At 66.7% G+C, this 12,265-nt stretch carries 11 protein-coding genes; 2 read left to right on the forward strand and 9 right to left on the reverse strand.

Annotated elements, in window-relative coordinates; all coding sequences use genetic code 11:
* Nucleotides 1–44: 44 nt before the first annotated feature.
* Complete coding sequence (locus A7B20_RS08605; RefSeq protein WP_102108161.1) at nucleotides 45–1,493, forward strand: DEAD/DEAH box helicase; 1,449 nt, start codon at nucleotides 45–47, stop codon at nucleotides 1,491–1,493.
* Between the two features lie 2 nt (nucleotides 1,494–1,495).
* Nucleotides 1,496–2,245 (forward strand): hypothetical protein, encoded by a 750-nt coding sequence (locus tag A7B20_RS08610; protein WP_102108162.1) that lies wholly within the window; start codon nucleotides 1,496–1,498, stop codon nucleotides 2,243–2,245.
* On the opposite strand, the gene A7B20_RS08615 is transcribed toward A7B20_RS08610, so the two are convergent.
* From A7B20_RS08615 to A7B20_RS08655, 9 genes are all read right to left on the reverse strand, one after another.
* On the reverse strand, nucleotides 2,220–2,645 hold the full coding sequence (locus tag A7B20_RS08615; protein WP_102108163.1) for an OsmC family protein: 426 nt from the start codon (nucleotides 2,643–2,645) through the stop codon (nucleotides 2,220–2,222). The genes A7B20_RS08610 and A7B20_RS08615 overlap by 26 nt on opposite strands.
* A gap of 162 nt (nucleotides 2,646–2,807) precedes the next feature.
* Nucleotides 2,808–4,475 (reverse strand): ribonuclease J, encoded by a 1,668-nt coding sequence (locus A7B20_RS08620; protein ID WP_102108164.1) that lies wholly within the window; start codon nucleotides 4,473–4,475, stop codon nucleotides 2,808–2,810.
* Nucleotides 4,472–5,251, reverse strand: a complete 780-nt coding sequence (locus tag A7B20_RS08625; RefSeq protein WP_102108165.1) for a type III pantothenate kinase — start codon at nucleotides 5,249–5,251, stop codon at nucleotides 4,472–4,474. The genes A7B20_RS08620 and A7B20_RS08625 overlap by 4 nt, the downstream gene beginning before the upstream one ends.
* A gap of 12 nt (nucleotides 5,252–5,263) precedes the next feature.
* Nucleotides 5,264–6,022 (reverse strand): biotin--[acetyl-CoA-carboxylase] ligase, encoded by a 759-nt coding sequence (locus tag A7B20_RS08630; RefSeq protein WP_102108166.1) that lies wholly within the window; start codon nucleotides 6,020–6,022, stop codon nucleotides 5,264–5,266.
* Nucleotides 6,012–7,451 (reverse strand): NADH-quinone oxidoreductase subunit NuoN, encoded by a 1,440-nt coding sequence (nuoN, locus tag A7B20_RS08635; RefSeq protein WP_102108167.1) that lies wholly within the window; start codon nucleotides 7,449–7,451, stop codon nucleotides 6,012–6,014. The genes A7B20_RS08630 and nuoN overlap by 11 nt, the downstream gene beginning before the upstream one ends.
* A gap of 21 nt (nucleotides 7,452–7,472) precedes the next feature.
* Nucleotides 7,473–9,026: an NADH-quinone oxidoreductase subunit M gene (locus A7B20_RS08640; RefSeq protein ID WP_102108168.1), complete on the reverse strand. Its 1,554-nt coding sequence runs from the start codon at nucleotides 9,024–9,026 to the stop codon at nucleotides 7,473–7,475.
* A gap of 96 nt (nucleotides 9,027–9,122) precedes the next feature.
* Nucleotides 9,123–11,240, reverse strand: coding sequence for an NADH-quinone oxidoreductase subunit L (gene nuoL / locus A7B20_RS08645; protein WP_102108169.1), 2,118 nt, complete (start codon nucleotides 11,238–11,240; stop codon nucleotides 9,123–9,125).
* A gap of 4 nt (nucleotides 11,241–11,244) precedes the next feature.
* Nucleotides 11,245–11,550: an NADH-quinone oxidoreductase subunit NuoK gene (gene nuoK / locus A7B20_RS08650; protein ID WP_102108170.1), complete on the reverse strand. Its 306-nt coding sequence runs from the start codon at nucleotides 11,548–11,550 to the stop codon at nucleotides 11,245–11,247.
* A 91-nt stretch (nucleotides 11,551–11,641) separates the two neighbouring features.
* On the reverse strand, nucleotides 11,642–12,256 hold the full coding sequence (locus tag A7B20_RS08655; RefSeq protein ID WP_102108171.1) for an NADH-quinone oxidoreductase subunit J: 615 nt from the start codon (nucleotides 12,254–12,256) through the stop codon (nucleotides 11,642–11,644).
* Nucleotides 12,257–12,265: the final 9 nt, after the last annotated feature.

A 12,265-nucleotide genomic window follows, 5' to 3' on the forward strand; every position in this document is an offset into this window, starting at 1 on the left:
GACGCACGGGCCACGAGACTCGGTCCGTTAACCTTCGGATCCGAATGACAAATTTCTCTGACCTGAACCTCGACCCCAAGATTCTGAAAGCCGTGGACGAAGCGGGCTACACCACGCCGACGCCGATCCAGGCCGGTGCGATTCCCGCGGCCCTGCAGGGGCGCGACGTGCTGGGCATCGCCCAGACCGGCACCGGCAAGACGGCAAGCTTCGTGCTCCCGATGATCCACCAGCTGGCCCGCGGCCGCGCAAAGGCGCGGATGCCGCGCAGCCTGGTGCTGTGCCCGACCCGCGAACTGGCCGCGCAGGTGGCGGAAAACTTTGACACCTACTCGAAATACGTCAAGCTTTCCAAGGCCCTGCTGATCGGCGGCGTGTCTTTCAAGGAGCAGGACGTGCTGATCGACCGCGGCGTCGACGTGCTGATCGCGACGCCCGGGCGGCTTCTGGACCACCAGGAGCGCGGCAAGCTGATCCTGAACGACGTCAAGATCATGGTGGTGGACGAAGCCGACCGGATGCTCGACATGGGCTTCATCCCGGATATCGAGCGGATCTTCGGCCTGGTGCCCTTCACCCGGCAGACCCTGTTCTTCTCGGCCACCATGGCGCCCGAGATCGAGCGGATCACCAACACCTTCCTGTCCAACCCCGAGAAGATCGAGGTCGCCCGCCAGGCGACCGCCTCGGAGACGATCGAGCAGGGCGTGGTGATGTTCCGCGCCTCGCGCAAGGACCGGCAGGCGAGCGAGAAGCGCGACGTCCTGCGCGCCCTGATCGACGCCGAGGGCGACAAGTGCAGCAACGCGATCATCTTCTGCAACCGCAAGATCGACGTCGACATCGTCGCGAAGTCGCTGGCGAAGCACGGCTATGACGCGGCGCCGATCCACGGCGACCTCGACCAGTCGCAGCGCACGCGCACGCTGGACGGCTTCCGCGCCGGCAGCCTGCGCTTCCTCGTCGCCTCCGACGTCGCGGCGCGCGGGCTGGACGTGCCCGCGGTGAGCCACGTGTTCAACTTCGACGTCCCCTCCCATGCCGAGGATTACGTGCACCGGATCGGCCGCACGGGTCGCGCCGGGCGCGACGGCAAGGCGATGATGATCTGCTCGCCCTCCGACGAGAAGAACCTCGACGCCATCGAGAAGCTGATCGACCGGCCGGTGCCGCGGATCGACAATCCGCTGGGCGCCACCCCGCCCGCGGCCGACGATGAGGCGCCGGCGAAGCCCGAGAAGCGCAGCCGCAGCCGCACGCGCAAGAAGCCCGAGGCGGAGCCTGCACCCGAGGCGGCGAAGGCCCCCGTGGAAGCGGCCCCGCAGGCCGAGAGCACCCCGGAGCGCAACGAGGAGCGGCCGCGCGGCGGTCGCGGCGAGCGGCGCGGCGGCGAGCGCAACCAGGACCGCGGCGGCGACAACCGCGTGGTCGGCATGGGCGATCACCTGCCCAGCTTCATCGCGATGAGCTTCGACGAACGCCGCGCGGGCTGATCTTGCTGCGCAAGGCCCTGATCTGCTTCGGTCTTTGCATCGCGCCACTCTCGCCGGTTGCGGCGCAGGAAAGCTGCGCCTCGGTGGTGAATGGCGAGCTGGTGGTGTTCGATCCGTCCTTCCAGGCCCCGCAGGACACGGTCAGCCGCCGCGAACGCCTGCTGTCCTGGCCGGGACGGAAGCTCGACTCCCTGCGCGGCCGCCCGCCCGCCTGCGACAGCCAGACGATCATCGCCTACCTCGGCCAGACCATCCCGGCCGACCAGATCGACGGCTACTGCCTCAGCGAACAGGGCGAGGACGGCTTCCTGCTGCTGCCGGGCGAACGGACCTATAACGGGCGCTGCGCGAAGACGGCCTGCGAGCGGGTGAACGCCACCAAGGACAGCGCGCTGGCCATCGCCGGAACCGCGGCGCGCGGGGCGGCGGACAAGGCCCTGGGCATCGAGCGGGAGGAACCCGAGGAGGCGCCGAAGAGCCTGATCCACAGCTCGGGCGCGGCGATCCTGACGGGGACGTCCGGCTATATCACCTCGAACCTCGGGGCGATCGGCAGCAGCCTGACGGCGGCGCTCTCGACCCCGGCGATCCTCGCGGCCACCGCCGTCACCGTGGTTGCCGTGGGCGGCGCGGTCTACGTCTGCAGCGAATGCCCCACCGGTAACGCAACGAAAAAGCCCCGGAGCATCGCTCCGGGGCTTTTCTTCTGCAGGGATGCGCGGCGGGTCAGGCCAGCTTCGCGTCCATCGTGATCTCGGCGTTGAACAGCTTTGAGACCGGGCAGCCTTCCTTGGCTGCGGTCGCCGCCTCCATGAACTTCTCCTCGCTGGCGCCGGGGATCTTCGCGGTCACGTCCAGGTGCACCTTGGTGATCGCGAAACCGCCGTCCTTCTCCTCGAGCGACACGGTGGCCTTGGTGGCGATCTCGTCCGCCGTCAGGTCGTGCTGGCCCAGGATCATGCTCAGCGCCATGGAATAGCAGGACGCATGGGCGGCGCCGAGCAGCTCCTCGGGATTGGTGCCCTTGGCGCCCTCGAAGCGGGTGTTGAAGCCGTAGGGCTGGTCGGACAGCACGCCGGTTTCGGTCGAGACGTGGCCCTTGCCGTCCTTCAGACCGCCGGACCATTTCGCGGAACCACTCTTCTTGATCATGTCGTCTCCTTTCCATGACTGCGCCGCAGCGGCAGAGGGGCGCGCGCCGGTTGTCCGACGTGCGCCCCGCGCCTCTGCGGTCGAACCGGCCAGCGGACCGGCTTACCTATGTCATGGAACAAACGCGCGGGACCCTCCGATGGTTTCCCGCGCGTGCCGATTTCAGCTCAATCGGCTGACCACCACCGTCACCTCGGGCTTGCGGCCGATCTCGTCGTTGGCGGACTGGCGCGTGGTGCGCTTCAGCAGCTCGTCGAGCTTGTCGTCGTCGATCAGCACCCTGTCGTCGGCACGGGCCACCGCCTGCGCAAGATCGGCCTCCAGCACGTCGACCAGCGGCGCGCCCGAGCGGCCGGTTTCCGGCAGGCCCATGATCTCGACCCAGGGCTCGCCCAGAGGCTCGTCGTTCTCGTCGATGATGAGCGTGACGATGGCGTGGCCGTTCAGCGCCATGCGGATCCGGTCCCGCACCACGCCATCGAGCGCGCCGATCTGCACCGAGCCGTCGAGGTAGGTGCGCCCCGTCTCGACGTATTCCACGACCTTCGGCGTGTTGCCCGAAAGCGCGACGCAGGTGCCGTTCGGCGCCAGCACCGACATCCGCCCCGCGTTCTGCGCCAGCTTCGTGTGCTCGCGCAGGTGGCGGTGCTCGCCGTGCATGGGGACGACGATCTGCGGGTTGACGATGTTCTGCAGCTCCAGCAGGTCCGGCCGGTTGGCGTGGCCCGAAACGTGGTACATGCCGTTGTTGTCGTCCACCACGTCGACGCCCATCTCGGAATAGGCGTTGATGATGCGGATCACGCCGCGCTCGTTGCCGGGGATGACCTTGGAGGAGAACAGGAAGGTGTCGCCGTCCGCCATGGACAGCCCCAGGTACTTGCCCCGCGCCAGCTGGGCCGAGGCCGCCCGCCGCTCGCCCTGCGAGCCGGTGACGATCAGCATCAGCGCCTCGCGCGGGATCTCGCGGGCATCCTCGACCGTGACGGTGGAAGGGAAGTCGCTCAGCACCCCCGCCTCGACCGAGGCCTCGATCATCCGCCGCATGGCGCGCCCCAGAAGGCAGACCGAGCGGCCCGCGGCCACCCCCGCCTCGGCCAGGGTCTTCACCCGCGCGACGTTGGAGGCGAAGGTGGTGGCCACCACCATGCCCTTCTGGGACGAGATCAGCTTGGTGATCTCGGGGCCCACCGTCGCCTCGGACCGGCCGGGATGGCCGGAGAAGACGTTGGTGGAATCGCAGACCAGCGCCAGCACCCCGTCCTTCGCCACCTCGGCATAGAGCTTGGGATCGAAGGCCTCGCCCACCACGGGGGAATAGTCGAGCTTGAAGTCGCCGGTATGGATCACGCGGCCCTCGGGCGTGTCGATCACCAGGGCCGAGCTTTCGGGGATCGAGTGCGAGATCGGCAGGAAGCCCACCTCGAACCCGCCGACCTTGTGGGTGGCGGGCCAGGGCTCGACCACCTTCACGTTGGCCGGATCCTGCCCCTGTTCCTCCATCTTGCGCTGCGCGTGGATGGCGGTGAAGGCGCGGCAATAGACCGGCGCCTTCAGCTGCGACCAGAGGTGGCCGATGGCGCCGACGTGGTCCTCGTGGGCATGGGTGATGAAGATGGCGTCCAGCCGGTCGGCGCGTTCGGCCAGCCACGAGACGTCGGGGAAGATCAGGTCGACCCCGGGGCTGCCGTCCATGTCGGGGAAGGTCACGCCGCAGTCGACGAGGATGTAACGCTCTTTCCCCGGCTGGCCGTAGCCGTAGACATAGGCGTTCATGCCGATTTCCCCGGCGCCGCCGAGGGGCATGTAGATCAGGTGTTTGGTACTCATACGCTATTGTTTTCCTTGTTATAGCGATGGATCACGGTCAGGCCGTGAATCGTCAGTTGGTCTTCATAGGCGTCGAACAACGCCTCGGTCTGCTGGAACAGGGGCGCCAGCCCGCCCGTTGCGATGATCTTCATGGGACGGTCGCGCTCGGCCTTGATGCGGGCGCAGATCTCGCGGATCAGACCGATGTATCCCCAGAAGATGCCGCTTTGCATGCAGGCCACCGTGTTGGTGCCGATCACGCTTTGCGGCTTGGAAATGTCGACATGGGGCAGAGCCGCCGCCGCCTGGTGCAAGGCTTCGAGCGACAGGTTCACCCCGGGAGCGATCACCCCGCCGATATAGGCCCCGTCCGATGCCACCACGTCGAAGGTGGTCGCGGTGCCGAAATCGACGACGATCAGATCGCCTCCAAACAGATCGTACCCCGCGACGGTATTTACAAGGCGGTCCGGACCGACGGCCGTTCCCTGGTCGACCCTGACGTCGATCGGCAACAGGCAGTCGGGCTTTCCCACCACCAGCGGGCGGCAGTTGAAGTAGCGGTCGGCGAGGACGCGCAGGTTGAAGACGACGCGCGGCACGGTCGAGGAGATGATGACCTCGGTGATATCGACGTCGATCTTGCGGAAGGCCATCAGCGAGGACAGCCAGACATAGTACTGGTCCGCTGTCCGCTGCCATTCGGTCGAAGTGCGCCAGGTGGCGACGAACGAGGTGCCGTCCCAGACGGAGAAGACGGTGTTGGTGTTGCCGCAGTCGATGGCCAGAAGCACGGGCGCGCCTCCCTAGAAGTAGATGTCGGCGGCGGGGATGGTCTGTCGGCCGTCGGGCGTGTCGAGCACCAGCTGCCCGGCCTCGTCGATGGTGACGAACTTGCCCACGATCTCGGCGGTGCCGGTGCGCGCGGTGATGACCTCGCCCAGGCGGGCCGCGTTCCTGAGCCACTTCTCGCGGATCGGGGCGAAGCCCATCTGCTCCAGGATCATCTCCTCGGTCGCGTAGAACCCGGCCAGCTCGGTCAGGAAATCCTCGGGCAGCACGGGGCTGCCGCCCTGCGCCGCCAGCCCCACAGGCGGGAAGGCGGCGTCGCGCACCTCCGGCGCCTCGCCGAGGTTCACGCCGATGCCGATGGCCAGCCAGTTGGTCTGCCCGTCGGTGCTGGCACTTTCCAGCAGGATCCCCGCAACCTTGCCGTTGTCGAGCAGCACGTCGTTCGGCCACTTGTTGGCCAGCCGGTCCCGCTCGATGTGCAGAGCCAGCGCCTCGAACAGGGCGTTGGCCGCCATGAAGCTGCGCAGCGCCGCCCAGCCGGCGACGCCGCCGGGTCGCATCACGAGCGTTGCGGCGAAGTGCCCCGGCGGGCTTTGCCAGGGGCGACCCCGCCTGCCCTTCGCCGCCGTCTGGCGATGCGCCATGATCCAGGTCGGATGCCCCAGTTCCGGCGCGATGCGCGCGGCATGGGTGTTGGTGCTGTCGACCTCGTCGAGGATCAGGCGTTCATACCGCTCCGGCCAGAGGTTCGCCCCCGCGGGTTCAGTTGACAAGGGTGGCCGCCGCCGCTGCCGCGGCGCCCTCGATGCCGAAGAGGTTCACGACCCCCAGCACCATCGCCGCCGCCGAGACCATCAGGAAACCCCAGAGCACCGGCGAGCCGCCCGCCTCCAGCGCGTCGTCGTCCTTGCCGAAGTACATCAGGAACACGATCCGGAGGTAGTAATAGGCGCCGATGGCCGAGGCGACGGCGGAGAGGCCGACGAGCCAGTAGAGATCGGCGTCGATTCCCGCCTGCCAGACGCCAAGCTTGGCGAAGAAGCCCAGCATCGGCGGCACGCCCGCAAGCGAGAACATCAGGACCAGCAGCGCCAGCGCCCTCAGCGGCTCGCGCTTGGCGTACATGTTCAGTGAGGAGATCTCGACCACCGGCTGGCCGTCCTTCTCCATCGACAGGATGAAGGCGAAGGTGCCGACGTTCATCGTGACGTAGACCGCCATGTAGATCAGCATCGACTGCACGCCGAGCGCGGTGCCCGCGGCGAGGCCGATCAGCGCATATCCCATGTGCGAGATCGACGAATAGGCCATGAGCCGCTTGATGTTGTTCTGCCCGATCGCCGCCACGGCGCCGAGGAACATCGAAGCGATCGCGATGGCCGAGACGACCTGCTGCCAGTCGCCGACGACGCCGCCGAAGGCATCGTGCATCACCCGCGCGAACAGGCCCAAGGCGGCGACCTTGGGCGCGGTCGAGAAGAAGGCGGTGACGGGCGTGGGCGAGCCTTCGTAGACGTCGGGCGTCCACATGTGGAACGGCGCGGCCGAGACCTTGAACGCCAGGCCCGACGCGATGAACACCAGCCCGAACAGCAGGCCGAGCGGCGCCTGCCCCTCGCCCACGGCGGTGATGATGCCCGAGAACAGCGTGGTGCCCGCGAAGCCGTAGGTCAGCGAGCAGCCATAGAGCAGCAGGCCCGAGGACAGCGCGCCGAGGACGAAATACTTCAGCCCGGCCTCGGTCGACTTGATGCTGTCGCGGCGCAGGGCGGCGACGACGTAGAGCGACAGCGACTGCAGCTCGAGCCCCATGTAAAGGGTCATCAGGTCGCCCGCGCTGACCATCACCATCATGCCGATGACGCCGAGCGCGACGAGGATCGGGTATTCGAACCGCAGGAGGTTGCGGCGGGCCATGTAGCCCTCGCTCATCAGCAGGACCGCGGCGGCGGAGAACAGGATCATCACCTTGGCGAAGCGGGCGAAGCCGTCGTTCAGGAACATGCCGTGGAAGCCGGTCTGCGCCTCGCCGCCCCGGAGCGAGATCCAGACGCCGATCACGGCGAGAACGGCGGACGTCACCCAGACCAGCACGGGCCCGAGCTTGTCCTTGCCGCCGTACACGCCGAACAGCAGGGCCGCGAGCGCGTAGAGCGCCAGCAGGAACTCGGGCAGGATGGTCTGGAAATCGGCAGAAGTCATCTTGGCTCTCTCACTTCCGGCTCAGTGGCTTTCGGGGGCGGCGTCGGCGACGGCGGACCCTCCGGCATCCACGAGGGCTGTCTGGTATCCCGACACCATGGCCTCGACCGAGGGGCCGATGATGTCGGTGACGAGGCTGGGATAGACCCCCAGCAGCAGGGTCATGGCGACGAGGGGCGCGAAGATGATCCGCTCGCGCCGGTTCATGTCGGTGATCGAGCGCAGGCTCTCCTTGATCAGGTCGCCCATCACGACCCGCCGGTAGAGCCAGAGCCCGTAGGCCGCCGAGAGGATCACGCCGGTGGTGGCGACGGCAGCGACCCAGGTATTGGCCTGGAACATGCCCATCAGCGTCAGGAACTCGCCCACGAAACCCGAAGTGCCGGGCAGGCCGACGTTCGCCATGGTGAAGAACATGAAGATCATCGCATAGGCCGGCATACGGTTCACGAGCCCGCCGTAGGCGTCGATCTCGCGCGTGTGCATCCGGTCGTAGATCACGCCGACGCAAAGGAAGAGCGCGCCGGAGATGAAGCCGTGGGACAGCATCTGGAAGATCGCCCCGTCCATCCCCTGCTGGTTCGCCGCGAAAATCCCCGCGGTGACGTATCCCATGTGCGCGACCGAGGAATAGGCGATCAGCTTCTTCATGTCGCTCTGCGCCAGCGCCACGAGCGAGGTGTAGACGATCGCGATGGCCGAGAGCCACAGCACCAGCGGCGCGAGGAGGTCCGAGGCGACGGGAAACATCGGGAAGGAGAAGCGCAGGAAGCCGTAGCCGCCCATCTTCAGCAGGATCGCCGCCAGCACCACGGACCCCGCGGTCGGCGCCTGCACGTGGGCGTCGGGCAGCCAGGTGTGCACCGGCCACATCGGCATCTTCACCGCGAAGGACGCGAAGAAGGCGAGCCAGAGCAGCGTCTGGAGACCGCCGACGATGTGGATGCCGAGCACCGAGAACTCGGAACTGGCGAAGTTGTGCTGGAGCAGCTGCACGATGTCGGTGGTGCCCGCGTCGACGATCATGGCGATCATCGCCACCAGCATCAGCACCGAGCCGAAGAAGGTGTAGAGGAAGAACTTGAAGCTGGCGTAGATCCGGTTCGCCCCGCCCCAGATGCCGATGATCAGGAACATCGGGATCAGACCGGCCTCGAAGAACAGGTAGAACAGCACGAGGTCGAGCGCGCAGAACACGCCCAGCATCAGTGTCTCCAGCAGCAGGAAGGCGATCATGTATTCCTTGACCCGCACCTTCACGTCCCAGCAGGCCAGGATCGTGATCGGCATCAGGAAGGTCGTCAGCATCACGAACAGGACCGAGATCCCGTCGACCCCCATCTTGTAGTGCAGGCCGAGAAGCCAGGGCTTGTCCTCGACGAACTGGAAGCCGGTGTTCGACGGATCGAAGCCGAACAGAACGAACAGCGACAGCAGGAACGAGGCCGAGGTGGCGATCAGCGCCATGTACTTGGCGTTGGTCTGCGCGGCCTCGTCGTCGCCGCGCAGGAACAGGGCCAGGATGACCGCCCCGAGCGCCGGGATGAAGGTGATGATGGAAAGCAGGTTATCCATGGTCAGGCTCCGGACGGCGCGTCTTTTCGGCGGCGTGGGTCGTGGTCTCGGTCTGGTCCGCCGTCAAGCGGCCGTGGCTCGGGTCTGTCGGCACGCTCATCCTCCGATGGTCATCCAGGTGATCAGGATCGCGATCCCGAGGACCATGGCGAAGGCATAGTGGAACAGGTACCCCGACTGCGCCCGCCCCGCGAGGCGGGTGAAGAACGGAATGATCCCCATGGCGATGCCGTTGATCGTGCCGTCGATCACGCTGCCGTCGCCGCGCCGCCACAGGAGGCGGCCAAGCGCCTTGGCCGGGCGGACGAAGACCGCATCGTAGATCTCGTCGAAGTACCACTTGTTCAGCAGGAAGCGGTAGAGCGCGGGCTGGTTCTCGGCCAGGTTGCGGGGCCATTCGGGGCGGCGGATGTAGAACACCCAGGCCAGCGCCAGGCCAAGCAGCATGGCGATGGTCGGCGACACCGCGACCCAGGCGGGCGAATGGTGCGCGTTGTCCAGGACGTGGTTGTCCGGCCCCATGTAGATCGCGCCCTCGCCCGGTGCGCCGCCGAAGGCCGCCTCGTGCTCGCCCGCTTCCGCCTCGGGTTCGGTGACGGCCTCGGCGGCCTCCCCGGCATTGCCGTGCTCCAGCGCCTCGACCGCGGCCCCGACGCCCTCGTGCTGGGCGCTCGCCTCGGTCGGGATGCCGAAGAAACGGCCGACCTTGTCGTGGTCGCCGAAGAACGGGCCGAACCAGATCATCCCCGACAGCACCGCGCCAAGCGACAGGACGCCAAGCGGCACCAGCATCGACATCGGGCTTTCATGGGCATGCTCGTGGGTGTGCCTGTCGCCCCGCGCCTCGCCGAAGAAGGTCATGAAGATCAGCCGCCAGGAATAGAAGCTGGTGAAGCCCGCCGCGACGACCAGCAGCCAGAAGGCATAGATGCCCGCCCCGCTTGCCGCGCCGTAGGTGGATTCGATGATCGCGTCCTTCGACAGGAAGCCTGCGAAGCCGATGTGGGTGAAGGGGATGCCGACGCCGGTGATCGCCAGCGTGCCGATCATCATCGCCCAGAAGGTATAGGGCAGCTTCGTGCGCAGGCCCCCGTAGTTCCGCATATCCTGCTCGTGATGCATCCCGTGGATGACCGAGCCCGCGCAGAGGAACAGGAGCGCCTTGAAGAAGGCGTGGGTGAAGAGGTGGAACATCGCCGCCGAATAGACGCCGACCCCCGCCGCCGCGAACATGTAGCCGAGCTGCGAGCAGGTGGAATAGGCGATGACGCGCTTGATGTCGTTCTGCACCAGGCCCACCGTCGCCGCGAAGAAGGCCGTCGTCGCGCCAAGGACGGTGACGAAGGCGGTGGCGTGGGGCGCGAACTCCATCAGCGGCGACATGCGGCAGACAAGGAAGACGCCCGCCGTCACCATGGTCGCGGCGTGGATCAGCGCCGACACCGGGGTCGGGCCTTCCATGGCGTCCGGCAGCCAGGTGTGCAGGAACAGCTGCGCCGACTTGCCCATGGCGCCGACGAACAGCAGGAAGCAGATCACCTCGACCGCGGTCAAGTCGGTCCACAGGAACCGCAGCTGCGTGTCCGCAAGCTGGGGCGCTGCCGCGAAGACGTCGGAGAAGTTGATCGAGTCGACGAGGAAGAAGATCGCGAAGATCCCGAGCGCGAAGCCGAAGTCGCCGACCCGGTTGACCACGAAGGCCTTGATCGCCGCCGCGTTGGCCGAGGGCTTGCGGAAGTAGAAGCCGATCAGCAGGTACGAGGCGACGCCGACGCCCTCCCAGCCGAAGAACATCTGCACGAGGTTGTCCGCCGTCACCAGCATCAGCATCGCGAAGGTGAAGAACGACAGGTAGGCGAAGAAGCGCGGGCGATAGCTCTCGCCTTCGCGGAAGTTGTCGTCGTGGGCCATGTAGCCGAACGAGTAGAGGTGCACGAGGCTCGACACCGTGGTGACCACGATCAGCATGATCGCCGTCAGCCGGTCCAGCCGGATCGCCCAGTCGGTGGAGAGCGAGCCGGACTCGATCCAGCGCAGGATCTGGATCCGCTCCATCTCGCCGTCGAAGGAGAAGAAGACGATCCAGGACAGGAGCGCCGAGAGGAACAGCAGGCCCGTGGCCGTGTACTGGGCGGGCTTCTCGCCCATGAACTTCCAGCCGAAGCCGCAGATCAGCGCGCCGACGAGGGGGGCGAAGAGGATGATGGTTTCCAACGGTTCAGCCTTTCATCACGTTGACGTCTTCAACGTCGATGGTGCCGCGGTTGCGGAAGAAACAGACGAGGATGGCAAGGCCGATGGCGGCCTCGGCGGCGGCGACCGTCAGGACGAACAGCGTGAAGACCTGTCCGACGAGATCGCCGAGGAAGGAGGAGAAGGCGACGAAGTTGATGTTCACCGCGAGCAGCATCAGCTCGATGCTCATCAGGATGATGATGACGTTCTTGCGGTTCAGGAACAGGCCGAAGATGCCGATGACGAACAGCGCGGCGGCGACGGTGAGGTAGTGTTCAATGCCGATCATGTTCAGTTTTCCCCGCTGTAGTACCCATTGGCGACAAGCCCGCCCACGATGACGGCGACGGCGATCGCCGTGACGGTGCCCGCGTTCAGCTTCACAGCCCCTGCCCCGGCTTCACGTCCCGGATCTCCATGGCGAGCTTCGGATCGCGCATGATCTGCGCCACGATGTCCTGCCGCTTGACGTCGGCGCGGTGGCGCAGGGTCAGCACGATGGCTCCGATCATGGCGACGAGAAGGATCAGCCCGGCAAGCTGGAACAGCAGCAGGTAGTCGTCATAGACGAGCTGACCCAGCATCGCGGTGTTCTCGGCCCTGCCGTAATCGGCGGCGACGGCGGCGCGCAGGGACTCGGCCTGGTCGGACGCCTGCCAGACCCCGAAGGCGATGCCGAGCTGCATCAGGATCACGATCCCGATCAGCAGCGCGAGCGGCATGTACTTCGCCATCTCCGCCTTCAGCTCGGCGAAGTCGACGTCCAGCATCATGACCACGAACAGGAACAGCACCGCCACGGCGCCGACGTAGACGATCACCAGCAGCATCGCCACGAACTCGGCCCCGAGCAGCACGAACAGCCCCGCCGAGGACAGGAAGGCGAGGATCAGCCACAGCACCGAGTGCACCGGGTTGCGCGCGACGACCACGAACAGCCCGGCCGCGACCACGGTGATGGCGAAGAGATAGAATGCGAAATCCGCAGCGCCCATGGTTTCAGT

It is taken from the genome of Oceaniglobus roseus (assembly GCF_002869745.1).
In the GTDB taxonomy this organism is placed as follows: domain Bacteria; phylum Pseudomonadota; class Alphaproteobacteria; order Rhodobacterales; family Rhodobacteraceae; genus Oceaniglobus; species Oceaniglobus roseus.